Origin of the sequence: Myxococcus dinghuensis (genome assembly GCF_024198235.1) — a bacterium.
Taxonomy (GTDB): Bacteria; Myxococcota; Myxococcia; order Myxococcales; family Myxococcaceae; genus Myxococcus; species Myxococcus dinghuensis.
In genome coordinates this window covers 129,883-155,726 of sequence record NZ_JAKCFB010000009.1, presented here as the reverse complement: position 1 = coordinate 155,726, position 25,844 = coordinate 129,883, and the positions used below count along the sequence as shown (strand labels likewise).

At 71.3% G+C, this 25,844-nt stretch carries 17 protein-coding genes; 11 read left to right on the top strand and 6 right to left on the bottom strand.

The window, feature by feature from the left end; translation table 11 throughout:
* The first annotated feature begins 138 nt into the window (after positions 1-138).
* Positions 139-411 carry a hypothetical protein gene (locus LZ198_RS15320; protein WP_253972698.1) on the top strand — a complete coding sequence of 91 codons (273 nt, stop codon included), beginning with the start codon at positions 139-141 and terminating at the stop codon, positions 409-411.
* A gap of 12 nt (positions 412-423) precedes the next feature.
* Here LZ198_RS15320 and LZ198_RS15315 read toward each other — a convergent pair whose 3' ends face one another.
* On the bottom strand, positions 424-783 hold the full coding sequence (locus LZ198_RS15315; protein ID WP_253972697.1) for an Rcat domain-containing protein: 360 nt from the start codon (positions 781-783) through the stop codon (positions 424-426).
* A 308-nt stretch (positions 784-1,091) separates the two neighbouring features.
* Between LZ198_RS15315 and LZ198_RS15310 the strand changes: the two genes are divergently transcribed.
* Both LZ198_RS15310 and LZ198_RS15305 read left to right on the top strand, forming a co-directional pair.
* Complete coding sequence (locus LZ198_RS15310; RefSeq protein WP_253972696.1) at positions 1,092-2,570, top strand: glucosyltransferase domain-containing protein; 1,479 nt, start codon at positions 1,092-1,094, stop codon at positions 2,568-2,570.
* A gap of 92 nt (positions 2,571-2,662) precedes the next feature.
* Positions 2,663-3,313, top strand: coding sequence for a carbonic anhydrase (locus tag LZ198_RS15305; protein WP_253972695.1), 651 nt, complete (start codon positions 2,663-2,665; stop codon positions 3,311-3,313).
* Positions 3,314-3,335: 22 nt separating this feature from the next.
* Here LZ198_RS15305 and LZ198_RS15300 read toward each other — a convergent pair whose 3' ends face one another.
* The 3 genes from LZ198_RS15300 to tal form a co-directional block, all read right to left on the bottom strand.
* A complete protein-coding gene (locus LZ198_RS15300; protein WP_253972694.1) occupies positions 3,336-5,759 on the bottom strand; it encodes an ABC transporter permease in 2,424 nt (807 codons plus the stop codon).
* A gap of 579 nt (positions 5,760-6,338) precedes the next feature.
* Positions 6,339-7,643, bottom strand: coding sequence for an acetamidase/formamidase family protein (locus LZ198_RS15295; RefSeq protein WP_253972693.1), 1,305 nt, complete (start codon positions 7,641-7,643; stop codon positions 6,339-6,341).
* A gap of 79 nt (positions 7,644-7,722) precedes the next feature.
* Positions 7,723-8,844 (bottom strand): transaldolase, encoded by a 1,122-nt coding sequence (tal, locus tag LZ198_RS15290; RefSeq protein WP_253972692.1) that lies wholly within the window; start codon positions 8,842-8,844, stop codon positions 7,723-7,725.
* Between the two features lie 248 nt (positions 8,845-9,092).
* Here tal and LZ198_RS15285 point away from each other — a divergent pair, with 248 nt between their 5' ends.
* Together LZ198_RS15285 and LZ198_RS15280 are read left to right on the top strand one after the other, a co-directional pair.
* Positions 9,093-11,003 carry a transketolase gene (locus tag LZ198_RS15285; RefSeq protein WP_253972691.1) on the top strand — a complete coding sequence of 637 codons (1,911 nt, stop codon included), beginning with the start codon at positions 9,093-9,095 and terminating at the stop codon, positions 11,001-11,003.
* A gap of 78 nt (positions 11,004-11,081) precedes the next feature.
* Positions 11,082-13,544 (top strand): WD40 repeat domain-containing protein, encoded by a 2,463-nt coding sequence (locus tag LZ198_RS15280; RefSeq protein ID WP_253972690.1) that lies wholly within the window; start codon positions 11,082-11,084, stop codon positions 13,542-13,544.
* 8 nt (positions 13,545-13,552) lie between these two features.
* Here the strand turns inward: LZ198_RS15280 and LZ198_RS15275 are convergent, their stop codons facing one another.
* Positions 13,553-14,248, bottom strand: a complete 696-nt coding sequence (locus LZ198_RS15275) for a hypothetical protein (RefSeq protein WP_253972689.1) — start codon at positions 14,246-14,248, stop codon at positions 13,553-13,555.
* Positions 14,249-14,583: 335 nt separating this feature from the next.
* Between LZ198_RS15275 and LZ198_RS15270 the strand changes: the two genes are divergently transcribed.
* The 3 genes from LZ198_RS15270 to LZ198_RS15260 all read left to right on the top strand — a co-directional run bounded on the left by LZ198_RS15270 (position 14,584) and on the right by LZ198_RS15260 (position 18,186).
* Complete coding sequence (locus LZ198_RS15270) at positions 14,584-16,524, top strand: vWA domain-containing protein (protein ID WP_253972688.1); 1,941 nt, start codon at positions 14,584-14,586, stop codon at positions 16,522-16,524.
* Between the two features lie 157 nt (positions 16,525-16,681).
* The gene (locus LZ198_RS15265; protein WP_253972687.1) at positions 16,682-17,371 is read left to right on the top strand and encodes a hypothetical protein; all 690 of its coding nucleotides are present in this window, start codon (positions 16,682-16,684) and stop codon (positions 17,369-17,371) included.
* Between the two features lie 128 nt (positions 17,372-17,499).
* A complete protein-coding gene (locus LZ198_RS15260; RefSeq protein WP_253972686.1) occupies positions 17,500-18,186 on the top strand; it encodes an outer membrane beta-barrel protein in 687 nt (228 codons plus the stop codon).
* Positions 18,187-18,312: 126 nt separating this feature from the next.
* Here LZ198_RS15260 and LZ198_RS43435 read toward each other — a convergent pair whose 3' ends face one another.
* Positions 18,313-20,073: an RCC1 domain-containing protein gene (locus LZ198_RS43435; protein WP_253972685.1), complete on the bottom strand. Its 1,761-nt coding sequence runs from the start codon at positions 20,071-20,073 to the stop codon at positions 18,313-18,315.
* A 367-nt stretch (positions 20,074-20,440) separates the two neighbouring features.
* Between LZ198_RS43435 and LZ198_RS15250 the strand changes: the two genes are divergently transcribed.
* The 3 genes from LZ198_RS15250 (at position 20,441) to LZ198_RS15240 (ending at position 25,826) form a co-directional block, all read left to right on the top strand.
* Positions 20,441-22,417: a discoidin domain-containing protein gene (locus LZ198_RS15250; RefSeq protein WP_253972684.1), complete on the top strand. Its 1,977-nt coding sequence runs from the start codon at positions 20,441-20,443 to the stop codon at positions 22,415-22,417.
* Positions 22,418-22,656: 239 nt separating this feature from the next.
* Positions 22,657-24,261, top strand: a complete 1,605-nt coding sequence (locus LZ198_RS15245; RefSeq protein WP_253972683.1) for an LVIVD repeat-containing protein — start codon at positions 22,657-22,659, stop codon at positions 24,259-24,261.
* Between the two features lie 92 nt (positions 24,262-24,353).
* Entirely contained in the window at positions 24,354-25,826 is a 1,473-nt protein-coding gene (locus tag LZ198_RS15240) for a serine hydrolase (RefSeq protein ID WP_253972682.1), read from the top strand.
* Positions 25,827-25,844 lie beyond the last annotated feature (18 nt).

The window sequence follows — 25,844 nt, the reverse complement described above, 5'->3', positions numbered from 1 at the left end:
TTCGCGCCAGGGTAGGAAGCGCCTCCCTCGCGGACCACCCGCCCTGGGGGCCAGTGAGAGGGATGGCTGGACGGACAGCGGCGGACGCGCCCGGACGGGCCCTTCCGTCGCGTCGCCCGGGCATGATGGAGTCGCCCCATGCTCGAAATCGCCGCCGTCATCGCCCTCTTCAAGAAGCTCGCGGAGCTCGCGCAGCAGCGACAGCGCGGCCGCGGCTGGGCGGCGCTCGGCGTGGCGTTCTGGTTCTTCGGCGAGCTGACGGGCTCCGTCATGGGCTCGCTGTTCGAGCTGGGCTTCGGCGCCTACCTGCTCGGAATCGCCGTCGCGGGCACGGGCGCCTTCATGGCCTACGCCATCGTCCAGGCGCTCCCCATGGGACAGGTGGCGCCGCCACCTCCGCCCGCCGGCTGACCGCGCGGCGGCTCACGCGAACAGGAAGACGCCCCAGAAGCCGAGGGCCGCCAGCGCCACGAGGATGGCCACCACGTCCAGCCGCCGCGCCGCGCGGCCTCGCGACGCCCCCTTCGCCAGGTCGATGCCCGCCAGGACGATGGCCACCAGCGCCAGCGGCACGCACGCCAGGGACAGGAAGCCCAGGATGCCCGCGCCCACCGCCAGCCACGACCCGTCGCCCCGCGCCACCCGTCCCACGCAGTCCGGGCACAGCCACTGCCCCTCCCACGGCGACGCGCAGACCCCACAGGTGAACGTGCCACACCGCGGGCACGGCGCGCCCGCCGGGTTCCCGGGGTCGCGAGGGCACTGCACTTCGGGCGAGGACACGGTCAACGGGAGCACTCCAGTCCGGGCGGGTCGCGCCATGGTAGCCCGCCGCCCCCGTCCCCACATGCAGGGAGCCTCGTCTCGGGGCGCCGCGGGGCCCGGACAAGGCGTGTGTCCCGAGGCCCGCCCCGGCCGGGAGGAGGGACCCTCCGCACATGTTTGGCGTTGCACATATCCGCCGCCCGCTCGCATGCCGAGACGCGTCATGGGGCTCTGCTAGAGTGCCGGGCCTTCAGAGGTCTCCCCTGCGGACACGTTTCACGAGACACACCCTCGGAGCCCTGGGTTCGGCTGCCCTGCTCTTCCTGTTGCCCTGGGCCATCTACGCGGGCGCCATCTCCCATCACTATGGCCTGCGTGACGACTACTCCATCCTGCGCGAGGCGCGGGAGGAGCCGGGGAAGATCCTCCGCGTCTGTGGGGCCATGGGCCGCCCGCTGTACGGCTGGCTCCTGGAGCGCTCCACGCGCGAGGCGGAGGACATCCAGGGGCTGTCCGGCATGCGGGCGATGTCGGTGGCGGGCCTGGGGCTGCTGTCCGTGGCGGTGTTCCTGGTGCTGCGGCGCGAGGGCTGGCGGGGCCTGCCCGCCACGCTGCTCGCGGCGCTGCTGGGCGTGATTCCCTCCGCGCAGGTCGTCGCCAGTTGGAGCATCTGCTGGCCGCAGCCGGTGGCCATGCTGTGCGCCGTGGCCGCGTTCGCGCTCGCGCGGCGGGGCCTGGAGGCGGCGCCGGAGGAGGCCGCGTGGCGGCGCCGGGCGTGGTGCCTGGGCGGCGTGGTGGCGCTGGGCGCGTCCACGCTCATCTATCAGGCCAGCGCGCCGTTCTTCGTGGTGCTGCTGGCGGCGGCGCTGGTGGCGCGTGTGTTCCCGGACCCGCGCGCGGTGGCGCGCACGGGGCTGCGCTACCTCCTCGTCATGGGCGGCGGCCTGGGGCTCGCCTACGCCGTCACCCGGCTGACCTTCGCGCTGGGCGTGTTCACGCCCTCGCCGCGCATGGCGTTCGAGCGGCACCTGCTGGACAAGACGGACTGGTTCGTCACCCGCGTGCTGCCCAACGCGCTGGCGCTCATCGAGCTCAACGACACGGACGCGGCGCCCTCCGGCGGCTACTGGCCCATGGTGGGCTTCACGCTGCTGCTGGTGGCCGCGGGGCTCTTCGTCGAGTGGCGGCGCGCCGGGCGCGTGGGGCTCCTCACCTGGCTGGGGGCCCTGGGTGGACTGTCCGCCGCCGCCTTCTGCGTCAGCTTCCTCGCCGGGGAGCGCTGGCCCACCTACCGCACCCTCTACGCGCTCACCGGCGTGTGGTGCGTGTTCTTCGTCGCGGCGGCGGTGCGCCTGGGGGACACCTGGCCCCGGACCGGTCCCCGCGTGGCGGCGGTGCTGCTCACGTCGTTCGTGGCCCTGGGCGCGCTGCTGGCCCACCAGCAATCCCAGGAGCTGTTCGTCCAGCCGCAGCTGCGGGAGCTGGCGCTGATGCGCGAGGGCGCTGACGCCGTCGTCCCGTCCCGCCAGTCGCGCGTGTTCGTCCTCACCGCCCGGCAGGCGGACTCCTCCGCGTCCCAGCGCTACCTGGACGAGTTCGGCTCCGTCTCCGTGGACACGGAGTGGGTGGCCAAGGAGCTGTTCCAGGCCCTGGTGCGCGAGCGCTTCCCCCAGGAGCGGGACGTGCGCCGCTTCTACCGCTTCGCCGCCGGGCCCGTCCTGCCGGAGCGGCGCGCCTACGACGTGCTCGTCGACATGCGCCAGCAGCGGCCCGCCCCGTCACGCCCCATCCAGCTCGCCCGCTAGCACGCCGCGCGCGGGCAGGCTGTCACCCCGGGGGCGCTGAAACGGTGTTCCCCGTTGACGGCGGGGAGCAAGGCCGGGCATGCACTCGGTCCGTGCCATCCTACGCGAAGATTTTCGAGAACAATCGCCGCTGGGCCGCCGAGAAGACCCAAGGCGATCCCCGCTACTTCGAGCGCCTGTCCGCGGAGCACAACCCGGAGTACCTCTACATCGGCTGTTCGGACAGCCGGGTGCCCGCGAACGAAATCATGGGCGTGGAGCCCGGGGACGTCTTCGTCCACCGCAACGTGGCGAACCTGGTCAACAACGTCGACCTGAACGTCATGTCGGTCATCAACTACGCCGTGCGCCACCTCGCGGTGAAGCGCATCATCGTCTGCGGCCACTACGGCTGTCAGGGCGTGAAGGCCGCCATGCAGCCCCGGGACCTGGGCATCCTCAACCCGTGGCTGCGCAACGTGCGCGACGTGTACCGCCTGCACAAGGCGGAGCTGGACGCGCTCACGGACCCGGAGGCGCGCTACGCCCGGCTGGTGGAGCTCAACGTCACCGAGCAGTGCATCAGCATCATCAAGACGGCGGCCGTGCAGCGCAGCTACGTGGACAAGGGCTTCCCCACGGTGCACGGCTGGGTCTTCGACATGCGCACGGGCCTGCTCGAGGACCTGGAGCTGGACTTCCCCAAGCTGCTGCGCGACGTCCAGGAGGTCTACAACCTCACGGAGAAGGACTCCATCTTCTAGCGGGGCGCCCGCGCGCGTGGGCTCACTCCTGTCGCAGCGCGACGATGGGGTCCACGCGCGCCACGCGCAGCGCCGGCACGTAGCTGGCGACCAGCGCCACCGCGCCGAGCAGCGCCGCCACGCCCAGGTAGGTCAGCGGGTCGGACGGGACGATGCCGTACACCATGCCGGTCAGCATCCGGCTGACCCCGAGCGCCAGCACCAGCCCAATGACGAGCCCGTAGGACGTCAGCCGCAGGTACTGCCGCATCACCAGGAGCATCAGCTCCCCGGTGCGCGCGCCCAGCGCCATGCGGATGCCGAACTCGCGCGTGCGGTGGCTCACCGCGTGGGCGATGACGCCCGACAGCCCCACCGCCGCCAGCAAGAGCGCCAGCACCGCGAAGCTGGTGGTCACCAGCATGAAGAAGCGCGGCTGCGCCAGCGCCCCGCCCACCAGCGCCTCCAGGGTGCGCACGTTGCCCAGCGGCAGGCTCGAGTCCAGCGCCTTCACCTCCTCGCGCACCTGTCCGGCCAACCGCAGCGGGTCGTCCTGGGTGCGCAGCACCACCGTCATCCGGCTGCCGAGCGCCTGCGCGAAGGGCACGTAGACCTGGGGGAACGCGTCCTTCTCGATGCCCTCGTGGCGCACGTCGCCGACGATGCCGACGACGCGACCGCCGAAGCGGCCCTTGCCGTAGCTCGCGCTGATCTCCACCTCGCGCCCCAGCGGGTCCTCGCCGGGCCAGTAGCGCCGGGCCGCCTCCTCGCTGATGACCACGGCGCGGTGCCCCGGCGCGGCCGAGTCCCCCGCCTCCAGCAGCCGCCCGCGCACCAGCCGCATGCGCAGCGTCTGGGCGTAGCCGGGCGTGACGATGTGGACCTGGGACAGCCAGCCCTCGCCCAGCGCGGGCTCCGGCAGGGCCAGGTCGCGCAGGCCCGACGTCATGTTGCTGCCGCTCAGCGGCAACCCCTGGACGGCCCCCACCGCCTCCACGCCGGGCAGCGCGCCCAGCCGCTCCAGCAGGGTCGCGTAGAACTGCTCCGTCGCGGGTCCCGCCCACGGGTAGGTGGACTCCGGCAGCTCCAGCTCGAACGACAGCACCCCGTCCGCGCGGAAGCCCGGGTCCGAATCCTTCAGCTTCTGGAAGCTCTTGAGCAGCAGCCCGCCGCCCACGAGCAGCACCACCGCCAGCGCCGTCTCCGCGACGATGAGCACGTGGCGCGCGCGTCCGCCGCCGCGCGTGCTGCCCTTGGCGCCCACCTCGCGCAGGCTGGTGGCCGGGTTCTCCCGCGACGCCTGGAGCGCCGGCAGCAGGCCGAAGAGCAGCGCGGTGAAGAGCCCCAGCGCGCAGGTGAAGAGGAGCACGCGCCCGTCGATGGACACCCGCTCCAGGCCGGGGATGTTGCGCGGCGCCAGCGCCAGGAGCACGTCCAGCAGCCACCCGGCGAACAGCATGCCGAGCAGCGCCCCCAGCCCCGCGAGCACGCCACTCTCGACGAGCAACTGGCGCACGACCTGGCCCCGGCTGGCCCCCAGCGCCATGCGCACCGACAGCTCGCCCCGGCGCCCCACCGCGCGCGCCAGCAGCAGGTTGGACAGGTTGGCGCAGGCGATGAGCAGCACCAGCCCCACCGCCCCCAGCAGCACGAACAGCGCCGGGCGCACGTTGCCCACCAGCGCGTCCCGCAGCGGCACCAGGCTGGCGGAGACACCGGTGTTGGTGGTGGGGTGCTCGGCCTCCAACTGCCGGGCAACCGCCACCACGTCCGCGTACGCCGCCTCCAACGTCACGCCGGGCCGGAGCCGGGCGTAGGTGCGCCAGCCGTGGGCGCCACGGCTGTCCTCGCTGGAGAAGTCCGCGTCGATGACGACCGGCGCCCAGAGCTGGGAGCCCTGGGGGAAGTCGAAGCCCTCGCGCCCCACGCCCACCACGGTGCGGTTCTCGCCGCCCAGTTGGACGGTGCGGCCGAGGATGCCCGGGTCCGCGTCGAAGCGCCGCTGCCACAGGCCGTGGGACAGCACGATGACGCGCTCGGCGCCCGGCTGGGAGTCCGCTGGCGTCAGCCCCCGCCCCAGCCGCACCGGCGCGCCCAGCACCTCGAAGAACCCCGGCGTGGTCCACGCGCCCGACAGCCGCTCCGGCTCCACGCCGGGGCTGCCCAGGCTCTGCTGGTGGTGACGCACCGCCGTCATGCCGGAGAAGCTGCGGCTGCGCTCCTGGAAGTCCATGAAGTCCGGGGACGACGTGGGCATCTCCTTCGCCTCGCCCTCCGGGCTGTACAGCCGCACCAACCGCTCGGCGTCATCCATGGGCAGCGGGCGGAGGAGCACCGCGTCCACCACGCTGAAGATGGCGCTGTTCGCGCCCACCCCGAGCGCCAGCGTCAGCACGGCGACCAGGGTGAATCCCGGGCTGCCGCGCAGCTTGCGCAGCGCGAGGCGGAAGTCCTGAGCGAGACTCATCGTGTGGTCCTCCAGGCCGTCATCCCGTGACGGTGCCCGCGGGTGCACGGGCGCGGGGCTTCTTCGAGCAAGGTGGATGCCACGCCGCGCGGCCCCGCCCCCCACTCTGGAGAGCGCCCGCGACCCACGCCTGGACCCGCCCCGTCATTCCCACAACCGCGCAAGGCACGCCCGGAACTGGGATGCGCCGACCTCGAAACCACCGGACCCACGAGGGCGATGCCGACTCGCCCATGTCACGAGAAAACCCACACCCCCGAGAACCGCGCTGCTTCCGCCGTGCCTCTCCTCGGCACCGGGTCGGACTCGCCAGCGTCCTGACCTGTCGAGCGCCCGTGGCCCGAGCCAGCTCCGGCACGCTCGAAATCGAGGTGCCGCTCCAGCAGGCCCCCCCGGATTGCACGCGACGGCCGGCACCTGGGCACGCACCTCTCCCTCCTACCCAGGCCCCGGGGGGTAGGGGGCCGTTGGAGCTGGCTTCCCCGCGCGGAGCCTCGTCGAGGGCGCGGTGCCCGCCACGAGCTGGGTCGAAGCAGCGGCCACCCGCCTCACGACGGACCACCCCGACCCGACCACCGACTACTCGCGCGTCCGTCGAAGCCCCTCGAGCCGCGCCTTCTCCAGCTTCGCGGCCACGCCCACGCTGCGGCCCGCGAGGTTGGCCACGCTGTATTGCACGCTGCTGCCCAGCACCTGGGCGCACTCCGACAGGCCGAGCCCGTAGTCCTGCTCCAGCCACTGCGTCAGGCCGCTGGTCGCCAGGCGGAGCGCGTCGTCCAGCGAGCCCGCCTGCCCCAGCACCATGAGGTGCGTGGGGGACTCCACGCGCGGCATCGAGGGCGCCTTCCCGCGGATGACCTCCACGGTGAACTCCACCTCCAGCGACGTCTCCAGCGCGAACTGCGACGTCTCACCGTCCCCCTGCCCCGCATGCCCGTCGCCCAGGTAGAGCAGCGCTCCGGGCTGGCCCACGGGAAGGTAGACGGTGTTGCCCGCCACCACCTCGTTGAAGTCCATGTTGCCGCCGAAGCGGCCGGTGTCGCCGGTGGACATCGGCGGCATCCCGAAGTCCGGCGCCACCGCGAGTCCCCCCAGCATGGGCCTCAAGGGGATGGAGAAGCCCTTCAGCCGCTCGGAGGGTGACTCCGGGCTCGCCACCCCACGCGCCACGTCCAGCCTCCAGCGCACGGGCTTGCCCAGCTCCCCGGACCGCGACGCCAGCCGCGGCGTGAGCGCGCGTCCCACGATGGCGTCCAGGCTGTCCGCCGAGTCGCGGCTCAACCGCAGCCGCACCAGGCGGATGGCCAGCGTGTCCCCCACCCGCGCGTCCGCGATGAAGAAGGGCCCCGTCTGCGGGTTGCCGTAGAGCGCGCGCGTGACGCCCTTCTCGTCCATGCCGCCCGAATCCAGCGTCGTCGTGCGCACCGTGTCGCCCGACCACAGCGTGAGCACGGGCTCCCGATTCGCGGAGAACTCGTTCGAGTACGTGGTGGGCTTGAAGTCGAGGACGCGCGGCGGCCCGGACGGACGCGGCGGGACGCGCCGCGCGGTGAAGCCATGGCGCGCCCGCGCCTTCGCGTCGTTGGGGTCGGGCAGCTCCACCGTGCCCTTCAGCGTGTCCCCAGACCGTCGGCCGGTGAACACGGACGTCGCCTGTCTCGAGTCCGTGACGACGAAGCGCACCTCCGCGCCCTGGCGCTCCCCCTCGAGCCGGTCCCCCTCCAGCTCGCCCGACAGCTTCTTCCCCTCCTGGGTCCAGGAGAGGGACTGGTGGAGGAGGTTGCCCCACCGGTCGGTGGTCACCACCCACTGCTCCGGCGTGGCGGGCTGCGCGGACACCAGGGACGGAAGCACACAGAGGACGAGCGCGGCGAGTCGGTTCATGGAGGGGGCACGCGAAGGGGGACTGGGCCGGGAGGATGCCACCCGAGCCCCTACGCGGCAGCCCCCTTCCGATTGCCGCCTACGTGCCCGCGAGCTTCTGCCCCACCGCGTTCAACAGTTGCGTGAAGGAGTCCTCGAAGAGCTTCACGCCGTCGACGACGAGCCGGTCCGTGATGGACTTCAGCGAGATGCCCTGGGCATCCAACGTGCGCAGCGTGGCCTGCGCCCCGGCCACGTCCTCCACCAGGCTGGTGCGCACCTTGCCATGGTCCCGGAACGCCTCGAGGGTCGCCGGGGGCATGGTGTTGACGGTGTCCGGCCCGATGAGCTCCTCGATGTAGAGCACGTCGCGCAACTGGGGGTTCTTCGTGCTGGTGCTCGCCCACAACACCCGCTGGGGCTTCGCCCCCTTGGCCGCGAGCGCCTTCCACCGCGGGCTGGTGAACAGCTCCTGGTAGATGCGGTAGGCGAGCTTCGCGTTGGCGATGGCCACCTTGCCACCGAGAGACTCCAGCGCCTTCTTCTGCTCCGCGGTGACGCCCGCCTTCACCCGCTTCGCGACCTCCTGGTCCACCATCACGTCGATGCGGCTGACGAAGAACGACGCCACGCTCGCCACCCTGCCCAGGTCCCCGCCCTTGGAGGCCAGGCGCTCCAGGCCCGTCATGTACGCGTGGGCGATCTGCCGGTAGCGCTCCTGGCTGAAGAGCAGCGTCACGTTGATGTTGAGCCCCTCCGCCGTGAGCTGCTCGAAGGCGGAGACACCGGCCTCCGTCGCGGGGACCTTCACCATGACGTTGGGCCGGGCCAGCGTCGCCCACAGCCGCCGCGCCTCCTCCAGCGTGGCCTGCGTCTGGTGGGCGATTGCCGGCGACACCTCCAGCGACGCGAACCCGTCGCGCCCCTTCAGCGAGTCGAAGACGGGGCGCAGGATGTCCGCCGCGCCCTGCACGTCCCGCACCGCCAACTGCTCGTACACGTCTCCCGCGGACAGCCCCGTCCCCCGCGCGGCGTCGAAGAGGTCCTGGTAGTCCTCGCTGCCCGCCACCGCCTTCTGGAAGATGGTCGGGTTGGAGGTGAGGCCCCGGAGGCCATCCTCCTGGATGTACTTCTCGAGCGTGCCCTGGGTGATGTAGGCGCGCTGGAGGTTGTCCACCCAGACGGCCTGACCGAAGTCGGCGAGCTGACGCAGCGGATTCATCGGTGCTCCCTGGAGGTATGGCGTGGACCCTGGTGCCTCGGCCCTGCCCTCAAGGTGACCATGGACGCTCCCCCTGGAAGGAGCAGGCACCCGAGCGCCCGCCGTCACCGCCAGCGGGCGCGAGCGCCGGCACGCGTCCGGGGCAGCACCACCCGGCCGCCCTCCAGGCCGCCGAGCGGGGGCCGCCGCTTCTCTCGGATGTCGCCCATCAACACCCTTGGGGGACACGACCTCCCGGGAGAGCAACGATGGCAGACGCACTGGCAGAGCTCGCGGCCCAGCTTCGGGTCGACAGCATCCGCGCCACCACGGCGGCGGGCTCGGGACACCCGACCTCCTCCATGTCCGCGGCGGACATCATGGCGGTGCTGTTCCAGAAGTACCTGCGGTTCGACTTCGCGCATCCGCGGGCGCCGGACAACGACCGCTTCATCCTCTCCAAGGGCCACGCCTGCCCGGTCCTCTACGCGGCGTTCAAGGCCGCGGGGGCCATCGACGACGCGGAGCTGCTGTCACTGCGCAAGTTCGGCAGCCGGCTCGAGGGACACCCCAACCCGCATGTGCTGCCGCTCGTGGACGTGGCCACCGGCTCGCTCGGGCAGGGGCTCGCGGTGGGCGTGGGCATGGCGCTCACCGCCCGGCTGGACGAGCTGCCCTTCCGCACCTACGTGCTGATGGGTGACAGCGAGACGGCCGAGGGCTCCGTGTGGGAGGCCTTCGACAAGGCCAGCCACTACCAGCTCGACAACCTCTGCGCGCTCATCGACATGAACCGGCTGGGACAGAGCGGCCCCACGGAGCTGGGCTGGTACGCGGAGGCCTATGTCGCCCGCGCCCGGGCCTTCGGGTGGCACGCGCTCGCGCTGGATGGCCACGACCTGGGCGCCATCGACCGCGCCTTCGCGGAGGCCCAGGAGACGACGGGCAAGCCCACCTGCCTCATCTTCAAGACGGAGAAGGGGCGGGGCTACTCCGCCGTCGCCAACAAGGAAGGCTGGCACGGCAAGCCCTTCTCCGAGCAGCAGGCCCGCGAGGCCATCCGCGAGCTCGGTGGAGAGCGGAACCTCCGCATCCAGGTGCACAAGCCCCCGGCGCGCAAGCCCGCGGCCCCGGAGCGCACCACCCCCTGGAAGCCGCCGACCTACGCGGCCGACGAGCCGGTCGCCACGCGCAAGGCCTACGGCGACGCGCTCGCGGCGCTCGGCGACGCGTATCCGGACGTGGTGGCGCTGGACGCGGAGGTGTCCAACTCCACGTATTCGCAGGAGCTGCGCGAGCACCACCCCAAGCGGTTCTTCGAGATGTTCATCGCGGAGCAGAACATGGTCTCCAGCGGCGTGGGCATGGCGGTGCTGGGCAAGCGCGTCTTCCTCAGCACGTTCGCGGCCTTCCTCACGCGCGCCTATGACCAGTTGCGCATGGCCGCCGTCTCCAACGCGACGCTGCACGTCTGCGGCAGCCACGCGGGGTGCTCCATCGGCGAGGACGGCCCCTCCCAGATGGGCCTGGAGGACCTGGCCATGATGCGCGCGGTGAACGGCAGCACCGTGCTCTACCCGTGCGACGCGAACCAGACGGTGAAGCTCATGGCCCGGCTGGTGGACTGCCCGGGCGTCACCTACCTGCGCACCACGCGCGCGAAGACGCCGCTCATCTACTCCGCGAAGGAGGAGTTCCCCCTGGGCGGCAGCAAGGTGTTGCGCCGCTCGGAGCGGGACGTGGCCACGGTGGTGGCCGCCGGCATCACCCTGCACGAGGCGCTGAAGGCCCACGAGCGGCTGTTGGCGAAGGGCCTGCCGGTGCGGGTCATCGACCTCTACTCGGTGAAGCCCGTGGACGCGAAGACGCTGCGGCAGGCCGCGCGCGAGACGCAGGGGCGGCTCGTCGTCGTCGAGGACCACTGGGCCGAGGGCGGCCTCGCCGACGCGGTGCTCGAGGCCTTCTCCGCCGACGAGCGCCAGGCCCCGCCCCACGTGGTGCGGCTCGCGGTGCGCAAGCTCCCCGGCTCCGGCAAGCCCGGGGAGCTGATGAGCGCGGCGGGCATCGACGCGGAGCACATCGTCCAGGCCGTCACCGCCATGGACGCGGCGCTGCGCCCCGGGACGTGGAGCCCCGAGGAGGGCGGCGAGCGCGACTGGGAGCAGCACCCCAGCGTCTGACGCGTCCGGGCACACCGGGGTCGTGGAGGCGGTGCGCGCTTGCCGTCCTCCCACCTCCACGACCACGATGCGCGGGCCATGGCCCACGACCTCCACACCCTGACGCACCTGCCCACGCTCGAGGACCTGCTGCGCGACGAAGGCCTGGACGGGCTCCTCGCCGCCCTCGACGACGCGCTCGCGCGCCTGCCGGCCGAGGCCCGCGCGCGCGGCGGCGACGGCGACGGCCCCGAGGTGAGCCCCCGGACGCTGCGCATCCTGCGCACGGCCCTCCAGCGCGACGCCGGGCTGCTCCGCGACCATCCGGAGACGCTCTTCCAGGGCCTCTACAACCGGCTGCGCTGGTTCGACGCGCCGGACGCCGCCGCGCACTTCCAGGAGGAGCAAGGCCCCTGGAGCCGTCCGGACGCGCACCTGCACGCGCTCGCGGAGCACTGGCGCCGGGAGCGCGCGGCGCAGGGGACGGGCCGCCCCTGGCTGGAGTCGTTGCTGCCGCTCCGCGACGAGCTGGAGGGCGTGGAGCTGGCCCTGCGCCACGAGGCCCAGGTGCTCCAGGTCGCCTACAGCCCCACGGGGGACCGGCTGGCCACGGGGAGCTGGGCGGACGAGCGGAACGTCCTCGTGTGGGACGCGGCCACGGGCGAGCGGCTCCTGGCGCTGGACGGCCACGAGGGCGAAATCCGCGCCCTGGCCTGGAGCCCGGACGGCGCGCGGCTCGCCTCCGGCTCGAGGGACCACGACGCGCGCCTCTGGGACGCGCGCACGGGGGAGCTGCTGCACGCGATGACGGGGCAGGAGGGCCAGGTGACCGCGGTGGCCTTCAGCCCGGACGGGCAGGTGCTCGCCACCGGGAACCTCGGGTGGAAGGTGCGCCTGTTCGACGTGGCCTCCGGCGAGAAGGAGCGCACGTTCTCCGGACACATGCAGTCCGTGCTCACGCTGGCCTTCCATCCCTCCGGCCGCTGGCTGGCGAGTGGCTCCTCCGACAACACGGTGCGCGTCTGGGACGTGGAGACCGGCGCGGAGGTGGCGCGCCTGGAGGCGGAGACGTCCGTCGACTCCGTCGCCTTCAGCCCGGATGGCGAGTGGCTGGCGTTCACGGACTTCGACGGCATCGCGCTCGCGGAGACGCGGGGCTGGACGCGCCAGGGCCCGCTCCGGGGACAGGGCCGCTATTCCTCGGTGACGTGGCTCGATGCCCACCGCCTGGGCCTGCTGTCCTTCAACCGGGTCGAGGTCCTGGACGCGCGCGGCGGCGACGTCCTCCACACCCACCCCTACGAATCCGACAGCCATCAGCGCACCGCGAGCTTCCAACCGGGCGGCACGCGCTTCGCGCTCAGCGGCGCGGATGGTCGGGCCTGCGTGAGCGACCTCACCGCACCGCCGCCCCCCACGCTCCGCGCCGGCCAGCGGCGCGTCCAGGGCCTCTGGGGACACCCGGGAGGGCGCGTGGTGGTCGCGCGAGCACTCCGCGAGTCCGTCGCCATCGACAGCGGCGGACGGGTCCGCCCCTTCCCCGTGGACCCGGAGGAGGCCTTCGGCCAGCCGTGGCGCGACAGCCCGGACGGCGCGCGGATGGCCTATCCCACGCGCAAGTTCGGGCGCCCGCCCCTCCTGGGCGTGCGGGTGCTCGACATGGAGCAGCTCGTGCCCGCGCTCGACCTGACCGCGCCGCCGCTCGCCGCGTCGGGCACCGGCCACGCGCCGCCCCTGGACGAGCGGCCCGTGGCCTTCTCCCCGGATGGACGGCGGGTGGCCGCGGTCCTCGAGCCCGGCGCGGTGCGGGTGTGGCACCTTCCCGGCGGCGCGCTCGCGCACACGCTGCGCGGGCCCAGGGGCCCCATCGACCTGGTGGACTTCACGCCGGACGGCGCGCACGTGGTGGCGAGCTTCCCGGAGGAGTCGCGCCTGCTGGTGTTCTCCCTGGCGAGCGGCGCGCGCGTGCTCGACACCCATGTCATCAGCAACCCCACCCCCGCCTGGGCCGCGGCGCGCGCGGCGCCCCTCCTCGCGGTGGGCCAGGACGAAGGCGCGCTCGAGCTGTTCGACCTCTCCACCGGCCAGGGCCGCACGCTCCGCGGAGGGGACAGCCCCATCATCGGGCTCGGCTTCACCGACGACGGCACGCGCGTGGCCGCGTGCGCGATGGACTGGCGCGTGCGCGTCTTCGACACCCGCACGGGCGCGCTCCTGCACGAGCTGCCCCACCCCTCGCTCGCCTTCGCCGTGGCCCTGCGCGACGGCCTGCTGGTGACGCGGGCCAACGACCTCCACACCCGAATCTTCGACCTCGAGACCGGGGCGCTCCGGGCCGACCTGGACGGCGGCTCCGAACCGGACGACGTCACCCGCGGGCGCTTCTGGGAGCTGCTGAGCGACGGGCCCGTGAGCTTCCACTCGAAGCTCGACCCGACCACGCCGCTGACCTGGTTCGAGGACTCGCTGGAGGAGGTCCTCATCCTCCAGGACGGCCTCGTCGTGGGCCGTGGCCAGACGGTGAAGGACTTCCTCTACGTCCTGAGGCTCCACCCGGCCTGAGGCCTCATTCAGCGCGAGGGCCCCGCGCAGCCGATGCGGCGCGGGCCCACCGCCAGGTCGTCCAGCCACCAGTCCGTCGGCACCGACAGGCCCTGGTAGAGGAAGACCCCCACCTCCAGCACGGTGAAGTCGCGGCCCTTCTCCCGCACCACCGGCGCGGAGACGGGCGGGTCGGAGAAGACGAACCGGCGCGGCCACGCCAACTCCACCCCGTCCACCCAGACGCGCGGCTCCGCGGCCTGCGCCTCTCCGCCAGGGGCCGCGTCGAAGTGCCACTCCAGACAGGCCCACGCGTCGAGCACCACCGGCGTGTCCGACACCTGCACCCACTCCGGGAAGCCCGGCGGCTCCGGCGGATGCCAGATGGCCATGTAGCGCTCCTGGAACGAGGCCACCTCGTACCAGTCCAGCGTGTCGAAGGCGCCCCCCTCCCGCCCGGGCCGCGGATAACGCGCGTTGAAGAGCCCCGCGTGTGACATGGGCCTCGCCGGGGATGTGTAGACGAAGACCCGGCCCCACAGCACGGGCCCGAAGTTCACTGGAAGATTGAATCGCAGCGTCTTTTTCGGCCCACCCTGCAATCCCTCTCTTCCACCCAGCAACGCCTTGGCATGCAACGCGTAACGCCCACTGTGGGTGCGCGTGTCATCGACCTGGAGCTGGCCCTCGAACTCGTCGCGGTGCGGCGTCCATCCGGGCGGCACCCTCCCCTCCTCGAAGTCCCAGCACAGCGTCCCGGGTGATCCACAGTGGGACACCGCCTCCGAGGCGACACTCGACGGTGACGGAGATGACACGGACAGACACGAGGCGAGGAGCCACCCCGGAGTCACGGCGAGGATTCGGGCGCGCACCCACCGACTGTAGCAGCGGACATCACAAACCCGTCGGGTCACGTAACGGATTCCGCCACACATACTTCAAGTATGCCTGTGATTACGAGCCATCCAGACGTGGCCTGCTTCGTGCTCATCCGGGAGCGCCACCCTGGAATGCAAGACACCGCGCCATGGTGGAAACCCCTTAAAAGGAACACCCCATGTCAAAGAGAGGCACCCTCGGCGCCCGCACCACGCCATGGTTCGGGACCGCACTGCTCTGTCTGCTCGTAGCCACCCAGGCCGCCGCGGCGGCCAAGGCGCCCGCTCGCGGCGAGCCGCCCTACGTCGACCGGTGCGAGTGTGGCCCGCTCGACGTCGTGTTCGCCATCGACGACACCGGCAGCATGGGCGGGTCGCTGGCCTCCTTCCAGGCGGGCTTCAGCACGCTGCTGTCGCAGATCCAGATCTCCTCCAACGGCGACTACCGGCTGGGCCTCGTCACCTTCAAGGACGACGTCACGGTGGTTCACGACCTGGCCGCGGGCAACGACGTCGCGGTCTCCACCTCCATCTCCACGCTGTTCGCCAACGGCGGCTGGGGCGCGCCCGAGGCCTCCGACGAGGCGCTCAACACCGTCGTCAACAACCTGGGCGCGCGCGCGGGCCAGACGGGGAACTTCTTCGGCTACTGGCGCACGGGCGCCCGCCGCGTGGTCATCCTCATCACCGACAACCTGCCCGGCGGCTTCAACGACAACTACACCGGCCCGGCGCTGGCCAACGCGGTGGGCGCCGCCGCGGGCGCCAACGGCATCAAGATCCACGCCGTCTACGTCCCCACCTCCGGCACGCCGGACCCCACCGCGGTGAGCATCATGCAGGGCTACGCCACCGCGTCCAACGGCCTGTTCCGTCAGACGGCGCCCAACGGCTCCGACGCGGCCCTGGCCGTGCAGGACTTCCTGAGCGACTGCCGTCAGCCTTCCGACGTGTTCATTCGCGACACGCCCGCGGACAACGGCTACGAGCCCAGCACCGGCTCCATCTACATGAGCCCCGACATCAAGGTCTGCAACAACGTCAACGGCTGCGGCACGTCCACCAACCCTGTTTACGGCTCGCCGAACAACTACGTCTTCGTCACCCTGCGCAACTACGGCCCCAACCGCGCCACGGGCCCCATCGGTGGCACGCTGATGCTCTACTACCTGTCCGCGGGCGGCAACGTGGCCTGGGGCAGCGGGAGCTGGAACCTCATCAAGGCCGAGCACGGCATCTTCCTGGACGCCGGCGAGACGCGTGACATCCGCATCCCGTGGCCGAACGTCCCGGTGCCGGGCCACTACTGCCTCCTGGCGCGGTGGGTGTCTCCGGGCGACCCCATGACGTACCCCGAGCTCATCGGCTCCAACACCGTCACCAACACCCAGGCCAACAACAACATCGCCTGGCGCAACGTGGACGTCATCCGCATCCTGACGGGCGGCACGGGCACCACCACGTACGACGTGCGTCCTCCCATCGGCCGCGCGCTGACGCTGCACATCAAGCCGACCAAGACGGTGTTCCCGGGCGCCGTCGCCCTGGACCTGGGCGAGCGGCTCTACGCCCTCTGGAAGGCCGCGGGCGGCAAGGCCGAGGGCCTGGAGGGCGTCGAGGGCACCCGCCTGCGCTTCGGCGGCGGCGGCGGCTCGCTGACCTTCCGCACGCAGGAGAAGATGGACGAGCGGATCCACCTGACCTTCACGTCCAAGGGCGAGGCGGGTGAGTTCCCGGTGAACGTGTTCGAGACCGACGACAAGGGCCAGGAGCTGGGTGGCGTGCGCTACGACGTCAACGTCCTCAGCCCCGACACCGCGCCCTTCCCCGTGGACCTCGCGGCGCGGCTCGACCGTGAGGCCGGCGTGGTGGCGCTGACCTGGCCGCACGCGGTCCACCACAAGGCGTACCGCATCTACCGGACGGACAAGCTCGACGGCACCCGCGGCGAGGCCATCGGCGGGTTCGAGGTCGACGCGGCGACCACCGAGACGACGGCGCTGCGGTTCTTCGACAAGGACTCGGCGGCGGGCAAGCGCTTCTACTACTCGGTGGAGAGCATCAGCGGCGGCGGCTCGACGTTCAGTGACTTCGTGACGCCCGACTCGCTGGAGAACTAGCCGTCCCCAGACGTCGCTTCCAAGGCCTCACCCCCTCGGAAGCCCGGGGCCGGGAGCAGCTTCGCTCCCGGCCCCACCTTCGTCTTGCGAGTCGTCGTGGAATGCGCTGACATGCGGCACCGCCCGGTCGGGGGCCGCTGTGTCGAGACACCAAGCCATGCCACGCCCGCCCCGGACTCCCCCGCTGCTCCCGCCCTCTCGGCTCCTGGCCCCGTTGCTCGCGCTCCTGGCCCTGCCAGCCAGCGCACAGGAGACACCGCCCCCTGAAGCCACACCGAAGCCCCCGGGCTTCGCCGTGGGCGCCCGGCTGGCGTATGGCCTGCCCTTCGGCGACTCCGCCGCCGAGCGGCCCCTGCCCCTCGAGGTCGACGGAGCCATCGCGTCCCAGGTGGACGTGTCCTATTTCTTCACGCCCCACGCAGCCGTGGACCTCCAGGGCCAGTACGGCATCGCCCGGTATCCGCTCATCTGCGGCGACGAGACGTGCCGAGGTAGCGTCCTGCGGCTGGGAGTCGGTCTCAGCTACCACTTCCCCTCGAACTCCTTCTGGAACCATTGGCTGGGCGCGGGCGTGGGTGTCGAGCGGTTCGCGACCACGGAGGACAGCCCCCTCATCGGGAAATCGACCCAGGTCAATTGGGGGCTCGAGTTCCTCAACCTCCAGATGGGCATCGACTTCAAGGTCCTCGACGCCCTGCGGATCGGCCCCTACGTCGCGGGGACCCTGGGAACCTATCTCCAGCACTCGACGCATCTGGATGGCCAGGAGCCCAGCTCCACGAGCATCGACCAGAAGGCGGTGCACTTCTGGCTCCAGCCCGGCGTGCGGCTGCAGGTCCGGCTGTAACGCGTCCGCGAGTCGACGGGCGACGCCCGCGCTCGCGCTCATCCCCACGTCCATCTTGCGCACGGCCGTGGAATAGGCTCACATCCGGACTGCCTGGTCGGGGGCACCGTGTTGCGCAACCACAAACCATGACTGCCCTTCTCCCGAATCCCTCGCATCCGAGTCCCTTTCGTCTCCTGACTCCGCTGCTCGCGCTGCTGGCCCTGCCGGCCGCCGCCCAGGAGACACCTCTCCCAGAAACCGCGCCGAAGGCCACGGGCTTCGCCGTGGGCGCCCGGCTCGCGTACGGCATTGCCCGGGGTGATGCATTCAAGCAGAGCCCCATGGCCGGCCACACCGACGCCGTCATCGCGCCCCAGGTCGACCTCTCCTATTTCTTCACGCCCCGCCTCGCCTTGAACCTCCAGGGGCAATACGGCATCGGCCAGTACTCGGGGAGCGCCACCGAGGACACCCGCCGCGGGAGCGTCCTGCGGCTGGGGCTCGGCCTCAGCTATCACGCCCTCTCGGACTCCAACGGGTCCCCCTGGGTGGGCGCGGGCGTCGGCCTCGAGCGGTTGAAGACGACGACCGACGACCAGGCCGGGCGGCTCATCGCGACGGCCACGGGGTTCGAGCTCCTGAACCTCCAGGCGGGCATCGACTTCAAGCTCTTCGACGTCGTGCGGGTCGGCCCCTACTTCTCCGGGTCCGCGGGGAGGTTCCTCCGGGCCACGCTGGAGCGGAACGGCCAGGAGCTCCGCTCCGGGAGCATCGAGCAGAAGACGGTGCACTTCTGGTTCCAGCCCGGCGTGCGGGTCCAGGTCCGGCTCTAGCGGGCTGTCGAGACCCCCTCCGCGGGAGCGACATCCAGCACGCGCTGTCTCGCCCGCTCAGGGGTGTTTCGATGGAAGTGTTCGACACCGGCTCCAGGTGGGAAGCCCCTGCTCCGGGTGCGCGGGTCATTCGGGGCAAGGCAGCCGGACGCGCACGGGACGCGCGCTGGAGCTGTCTCGCCCCGTGCCCAACTGTCCCTCGGTGCCATCGCCCCAGCACCAGGCCGAGCCTTCGGTGGTGATGGCGCAGGTGAAGGCGTCTCCGGCGGTCAGCGCGATGGCCTGTCCCGGCAGACCGGACGCGCGCTGGGGGCTCCCGCTCTGCCCCTCCGTGTTCTCGCCCCAGCAGAAGACGTTCCCCGTCCCCCCTGCTTCGCCCGTGGTGCGCGCGCAGGTGTGGCGGAAGCCGAACACCACCTCCTCGATGGCGTGGCCCAGCTCCTTCATTGCCACCGGCACCTTCGCGAGCGCCTGAGAAGGCGTGTCCTTCAACAAATCTCCCGCGCACCAGAGCGAGCCATCCTTCTTCCAGACACAGGTCTTCTGGAAACCCGCCGCCACACGCACCACCTCGCTCATTCCGACGACGGGGGCGGGCGCGGAGCTGGCGTGGACGTCTCCCAGGCCCAGGGCGCCGTACTCGCTGCGCCCCCAACACCACAAGGAGCCATCGCGCAGGGCGGCGCACGCGTGGCTCGTCCCCGCGGCGACGGAGACCACCTCCCGTGGGAGCGTGGAGACCCGCACCGGTCCCGGATGTGGCGCGACATCTCCGGCGCCGAGCTGACCACTGGCGTTGGCGCCCCAGCACCACAGCGTCCCGTCCCGTCGGAGCGCACAGGTGAAATCGCCGCCCCTGGCCACCTGCGCCACGCCCGGAGCGGACTCCGCCCACCGGGTCGTGAGGGGTCCGTCGGAGGTCGGGGCGGGCGGCCCGAGCAGGCTCCAACACGTCAGCGCGCCATCTCTCACCCGAGCGCACTGCGCGCCATACAACTCCGCCGCGTCCTCCAGACGCTGGACTCGCACGGGATGTCCGCCCCGCGCCCCTGAGCCCGCCTCGGAGGCGTCCAGGTTGCCCCCCGCGCAGTACCCCGCGCCCGAGGAGGTCCTCATGCAAGCGATGCCGTGTTCCATGCCCAACTCGACGACGGCCCCCGTAAGCAGGCGCAACGGTGACGGCGAAGACCCGCTCGGGGCCTGGGAAGACTCCGCGGTGCCGGACGCTCCAGGTGGGTTGGAGCCCCAACACCAGGGCGTGCCGTCGTGGAGCAGCGCACAGGCCGCACGGCCCCCCGCGGCGATCCGGGACACGCAACCCCGTGCCTGCACGGGGGCCGCCGTGGTGGGCAACCCCAGGCGGTGCTTCAGGTGACCGCTGCGAATGCGAGACACGCCCGTGTCGTCCACGAGGTCCATCCACAGCTCCACCCGTTGCGGCGTCTCCAGGAGGGTCCACAGCTCCGCGTCCCCCGGGTTCTCCGTCGGCATCCTGACGACGCGCTTCAGGGAGAAGCGCTCGCGGAGTGTTTCGCCGGGCGCGAGGTTCGCGGGCCCATGGGGATGGAGGTTGTCGACATCGACGAGCGCGTCGACGGGGTAGCTGAAGACGCGTCCCTTGGAGGTGCGCACATGGAGCCGGATGAAGGCCGTCCAGTTCACGGTGCCGCAGACCTGGACGGGGAGCTGTTGGTGGGCGGAGGTCACGTTGTGTGCGACGGCCTCCAGCTCCAACTCGGTGGGAAGCGGCCCGCTGCTCGGGACGATGGCCAGCCCGAGCCGCACGCCCTTGACCGGGCTCCCCCACGTCACGTCATCCGCCGCCGCGGGGCCGGCGACCAGCAGGAGAAGGGACCCCAGCAGCCAGCTCACGAATGCTCTCGGCACGGAACTCCTCTCGAGGGACGGCGCGCTGGGACTGTACGCCTTGCCGCTTCCAGCACGCGGGAACTGCTCCGGCGGGATGGAACGGACGGAGGGGGCACCGGGGTCTATCAAGCTGTCGAGAACCCCCTCGGACGGCTCCGGAGGCTCGCGTGGCCTCCACACAGCCGCTCCGTGCCCACCGCCTCCCGCCGAAGCCGAGGGTGAGCTTGAAATCATCGAGGAGCCCGACCCCAAGCCCGAAGCCGATCCGCTGCTATTGAAATCGAAGTGCAAGTACCACTCGACATCGAAATTACCGAAATTCGACTTCCGACGAAGCCCGCGCCCGGAGCATCGTGGGGACCTCACATCTTCGAGGAGGTCCACCTTGCGACGGATTCACACACTCTCGGGCGTGTTGCTCGCCTGCGCGCTGGCCGGCTGTGGAGGGCCGGAGACCGGCATGCCGCACACGGCCCTGGGGCAGGGCGCGGAGGCGCTCGACGCGCTCATCAACGTGACGCTCAACAAGCCCGCCACGGCCAGCGTCACCCAGGCGCCCTTCCAGCCGGCCTACGCGGTGGACGGGAACATCACCTCCGACGACTCCCGCTGGTGCCCGGGCATCTACAACGAGTCGCGCCTGCTCGACATCGACCTGCAGGGGACGTTCGACCTGGTGCGCATGGAGCTCTACACGGGCTTCCGTGACGACCGCGCCATCAAGAGCTACGAGGTCTTCTACGACGACGGCACGGGCTGGAAGCTCATCCCCGGCGCCAGCCAGACGGGCAACACCAGCGTCGCGGTGTCGACGACCTTCACCCAGACGGTGACGGCGAAGAAGGTGCGGTTCTCCTGCAAGGACCCGCTGGCGGACAACTGCCGCGTGAAGGAGCTGTGGGTGTTCGGCACGGAGCACGGGAGCACGGCCAACATCCCCCCGGTGGCCAACGCCGGGCCGGACCAGGGCCTCACCCTCCCCACCCAGGCGACGACGTTCAGCGGGAGCGCGACGGACGCGGACGGGACCATCGTCTCCTTCGCCTGGACGCAGGTGGCCGGCCCCGCCGCCACGCTGAGCGGCGCCAACACGGCCACGCTGAGCGTGAGCAACCTCTCCCTGGGCACCTCCACCTTCCGGCTCACCGCCACCGACGACGACGGCGCCACCCACTCCGACGACGTGAGCGTGACGGTGGCCCCGGCCCCGGACGTGCTCACCAACGTGGCGCTCGGCAAGCCCGCCTCCGCCAGCTCGAGCAACGGCACCCTCCCGGCCTCGTTCGCGGTGGACGGCTCTCTCACCACCCGGTGGGAGTCCGCCTATGTCTACAACACGCACAGCTACCTCGACGTGGACCTCCAGGGCGCCTACGAGGTCCACGACGCGAAGCTGCACCTGTCCATCTCCGCGACGACCGCCTACGCCATGACGGCCTTCGAGCTGCAAGCGTGGGACGGCGGCTGCTGGAAGACGATTCCCGGCACGGTGGTGGAGGGCAACTCCACGAGCACCACCCAGAGGACCCTCACCTTCACCACGCCCGTCACCACCACCAAGGTCCGGGTGGTCTGCAAGGACAAGCCCTACTGCCGCCTGCGCGAGCTCGAGCTCACGGGCCGGCCCGCCCTGCTCCCCTCCGGCCCCACCAGTTGCGCCGCCGGTGAGCAGACGCTCGTGCGCAACCCACGCTACGACTACGCGCTGTTCCTGCCCACGGCCTACAACGCGGACCGCACCACCCGCTGGCCCCTCATCATCGCGCTGCACGGCCTGGGCGGCGCCACGCTCACCACCGACCGCACCGGGGTGTTGTCACAGCCGGAGGGCCTGGCCCGCCAGCTCACCTCGGCCAGCTTCCGGGCGACGATGCAGGCCATCGTCATCTCCCCCAACCAGCGCACGCCCTTCACCAATGAAGGCACGGGCTGGTTCCAGCCCGCCGCGCTGCTCGCGCTGCTGGACGACGTGAAGAAGGACTACCGCGTGGACACCGACCGCATCTACTTCACGGGCCTGAGCGGCGGGGCCAACGTGAGCCTGGAGCTGGCCATCGCCCAGCCGAACCTGATGGCCGCCATGGTCCCCATCGCGATGACGTCCACGCCCACCAACGACGCCAACGTCTGCAACCTCAAGCCCCTGCCCATCTGGGCCTTCCACGGCCAGTTGGATACGCCGGCCCGGCCCGCCAACCTGAAGACCTGGCTCGACACGAAGTGCGGCACGGGCGCGAGCGCCATGCTCCCCGTCACCGTCTACCCCAACGGCGGACACAACGGCGCGACGTGGGACACCGCCTACGCCACGCCGGCGATGTATGACTGGCTGCTCCAGCAGCGCATCAGCGACCGGCTGTAGCCGCCCCACGTGACGCGCGCCCCACCTCCCGGAGGCACTCCAGGCCCGGGAGGTGGGGAAGCGGACCGCACAGGCTACGACGCGCGTCGTGCCCCCGCCAAGCGGTGCTTCGCGAATGACAGACATCCGCGCGGACACGGGCCACGCCGGCTCCACCGCGCGTGGGCGCCTCTATGCTGGCCGGCCCCCCCGGCGCCCCGTCCGCACGAGGAGCCGCCCTCGTCAGGAGCCACACCCTCATGGTCATCGCGTCTCCGCGTCTCCGCGCGCTGCTCCTCACCCTTCCCCTGCTCGGAGCCGGCTGCTCCGACTCCAACGACGACGTCGAGGAGGAGGCCTGGGACGGGACGTACACGCCCCTGGTCGACCCGACGGACTGGGTGGACCGGGGCCCCTACGCGACCTGCACCCTCACCGTCCCCGTGGGCACCGTCGTGGACGACTGCGGCGCGCCCTCGCTCTTCGACCTGACGTCGTGTGACGGCGCGGCGCTCGCCTCACTGGAGGACCACGGCATCTACCAGGCGCTGATGCGCCCCGACACGGCCAACTACCTCGACTTCGCCGGCATCCGCGTCCCCGAGGACGGCACGCCCGGCACGCTCAACAACCGTCCCTTGACGCGACAGCAGCTCGCGGAGGGCTTCATCCTCTCCTCCCGGTACACCCAGGCCAACACGCCCCGGCAGACGACGCTCGTCGGCTGTGACGCGCCTTCGTCCGGACTGGTGACGGGGTGCTACCTGCGCTGCAACAACGGCAAGGTCACCGCCACCGGCACGTTCGAGGCCGCGCGCATGAAGTGGGGACGCGGCGAGGGCGAGTCCTCCGGCGGGCTGGACCTGCTGTCGGAGAACGCCGTCGACCTGGGCCTGCCCGCGGACCTCTACGTGACGCGGGGCCACGCCTACGTCGTCTCCGTGGAGCTGGGCGCGCGCTCGCCGGGCGGCCTGTCCGTGTTCGACGTGAGCAACCCGCGCAAGCCCGTCCTGCGCAAGCAGGTCACCCTCCCGGGGGACGGCTACTGGAACGCCGCGTGGTCCAAGGACGACGCGCTCTACATTGCCAGCGGCGAGGCGGGCGTCCACGTCTTCGACATCACCCGCCCCGCGGACCCCACCTACGTGCGCAGCGTCCCCGGCGGCGCCCCGCTCAACGTCCACACGCTCTTCGTGGACGGCGACCGGCTCTACGCCGTGTCCCCCGCCCCCGTCGGCGACACGCTCATCTTCGACATCTCCAAGCCGCTCGAGCCGGTCCTCCTCAACCGCTTCGTCGTCAGGGACACGGTCTCCGGCTATCCCTCGCCGCACGACTCCTTCGCGTACGAGGGCCGGCTGTACCTCAACCAGTTCTCCACGGGCTACGTCGTGCTCGACGTGAAGGACCCGATGAACGTCCAGGAGCTGGGGCGCTACACGTTCGGCACGGAGGCCAACGGCCCGCTCAGCCACGCGAGCGCGGTGGGCACCTTCGCGGGGAAGACCCTCGCCTTCGAGGGTGGAGAGGGCCCTGGCACCCACCTGCGCGTGCTCGACGTCACCGACCCCACGAACATCCCGCTCATCGGCCGGTACCAACTGCGCGAGCACACCTCCATCCACAACATGGTGCTCCGGGGGACCCGGCTCTACCTCTCGTACTACCAGGAAGGCGTGCGCGTACTGGACGTGTCCGTCCCCACGCGCCCTCGAGAGCTCGCTTACTTCAACACCTTCCGTGAGTCGGACCCGTTCCGGAGCGACTTCATCACCGACGGCGCCATCGGCATCCGCGTGCCGGGGGATGGCCGCGTCTATGTCGTGGACACCTCCCGGGGCCTGCTCATCTTCGACGAGCCCTGAGACGCCCCCTCCTGGACAGAAGGGGGATGCAATCACCCACCCCGCATGTCGTACACCTCCACGACATGTCCCCCCATCCAGGAGAAGGTCGTATGCAGAGGACACTGGCCCGGCTCGGCGTCGTATTCGGGCTCATGGCGTGCGCGCTGGCCTCCGCCGCCAGCGCCGCGCCGAGCAAGGCCGCGATGGACAAGCTGGCCGCGCAGTACCACAAGCTCCGCCAGTTCAACGGCACGGTGCTGGTGGCCAACGAGGGCGGCATCGTCCTCGAGAAGGCCTACGGTTCGGCGAACTTCGAGTGGCAGGTGCCCAACACACCCGACACGAAGTTCCGCATCGGCTCCATCACCAAGCAGTTCACGGCCATGGTCATCCTGCAGTTGGTGGCGGAGGGGAAGCTGGAGCTCGATGCCCCCGTCACCCGCTACCTGCCGGACTACCGCAAGGACACCGGGGACCGCGTCACCCTCACGCACCTGCTGAACCACACCTCCGGCATCCCCAGCTACACGTCGCATCCCGACTTCAACGACAAGGTGGCGCGCAACCCGTACACCGTCTCCGACTTCGTCCGGCAGCACGCCAGCGGCGACCTGGCCTTCGAGCCGGGGACCCAGTTCTCCTACAACAACTCCGGCTACTTCCTGCTGGGCGCCATCATCGAGAAGGTCACCGGGAAGAGCTACGCGAAGGCGCTCCAGGAGCGCATCTTCACGCCCGTGGGAATGAAGGACTCCGGCTACGACGTGTCGGCGACGGTGCTCCCCAAGCGCGCGAGCGGCTACGTGCTCCGGCCGACGGGCTACCTCAACGCGCCCTATATCGACATGGGCCTGCCCTACGCCGCCGGCTCGCTCTACTCCACGGTGGGGGACCTGTATCGCTGGGACCGCGCCCTCTCCCAGGGCAAGCTGCTGCCCAAGCCGCTCGAGGAGCGCATGTTCACCCCCGGCCTGCGCAACTACGCGTTCGGCTGGAGCGTGAAGTCCCTCAAGCTGGATGACGGCAAGACGGAGGTGGCGACGCAGAGCCACGGCGGCGGCATCAACGGCTTCAACACGTTCCTGGTCCGCGTCCCCGCGAGCAAGGAGGTCGTCATCGTCCTCGACAACACCTCGCGCGGCGACAAGGTCGAGGAGCTGGCCCGGGGCCTGCTGAGCATCCTCCACGGGGTGACGCCCCGCGCCCCCCGGCCCCCCATCGGCGAGGTGGTGCTGGAGCGACTGGCGAAGGCCCCCGTCGCCGACGTCGTCGCGATGTATCGCGACCTCAAGGCGAACAAGGCCACGCAGTACGACTTCTCCCCCGGACAGCTCAACACCGTCGGCTACATCCTGCTGCGCGACCAGCGCATGGCGGACGCCCTCGAGGTGTTCAAGCTGAACGCGGAGTCCTATCCCCAGGACTCCAACGCGCACGACAGCCTGGGCGAGGCCTACCTGGCCAGCGGTGACGAGGCGAAGGCCCTGGCCAGCTATCGCCGCTCGCTGGAGCTGGACCCGGACAACCGCAACGCCGTTGAGGTCATCGAGCGGCTGGAGAAGAAGGCGCCGAAGGCGCCCTGAGCCCGCGGACCGGCAGGG

What these genes read in the sequence shown, in the direction of transcription:
- LZ198_RS15320 (WP_253972698.1), top strand. Translation starts at nt 139, where the DNA reads ATGCTCGAAATCGCCGCCGTCATCGCCCTCTTCAAGAAGCTCGCGGAG.
- tal (WP_253972692.1), bottom strand. Translation starts at nt 8,844, where the DNA reads ATGAATCCGCTGCGTCAGCTCGCCGACTTCGGTCAGGCCGTCTGGGTG.
- LZ198_RS15260 (WP_253972686.1), top strand. Translation starts at nt 17,500, where the DNA reads ATGACTGCCCTTCTCCCGAATCCCTCGCATCCGAGTCCCTTTCGTCTC.
- LZ198_RS15295 (WP_253972693.1), bottom strand. Translation starts at nt 7,643, where the DNA reads ATGAACCGACTCGCCGCGCTCGTCCTCTGTGTGCTTCCGTCCCTGGTG.
- LZ198_RS15300 (WP_253972694.1), bottom strand. Translation starts at nt 5,759, where the DNA reads ATGAGTCTCGCTCAGGACTTCCGCCTCGCGCTGCGCAAGCTGCGCGGC.
- LZ198_RS15265 (WP_253972687.1), top strand. Translation starts at nt 16,682, where the DNA reads ATGCCACGCCCGCCCCGGACTCCCCCGCTGCTCCCGCCCTCTCGGCTC.
- LZ198_RS15245 (WP_253972683.1), top strand. Translation starts at nt 22,657, where the DNA reads ATGGTCATCGCGTCTCCGCGTCTCCGCGCGCTGCTCCTCACCCTTCCC.
- LZ198_RS15270 (WP_253972688.1), top strand. Translation starts at nt 14,584, where the DNA reads ATGTCAAAGAGAGGCACCCTCGGCGCCCGCACCACGCCATGGTTCGGG.
- LZ198_RS15280 (WP_253972690.1), top strand. Translation starts at nt 11,082, where the DNA reads ATGGCCCACGACCTCCACACCCTGACGCACCTGCCCACGCTCGAGGAC.
- LZ198_RS15285 (WP_253972691.1), top strand. Translation starts at nt 9,093, where the DNA reads ATGGCAGACGCACTGGCAGAGCTCGCGGCCCAGCTTCGGGTCGACAGC.
- LZ198_RS15240 (WP_253972682.1), top strand. Translation starts at nt 24,354, where the DNA reads ATGCAGAGGACACTGGCCCGGCTCGGCGTCGTATTCGGGCTCATGGCG.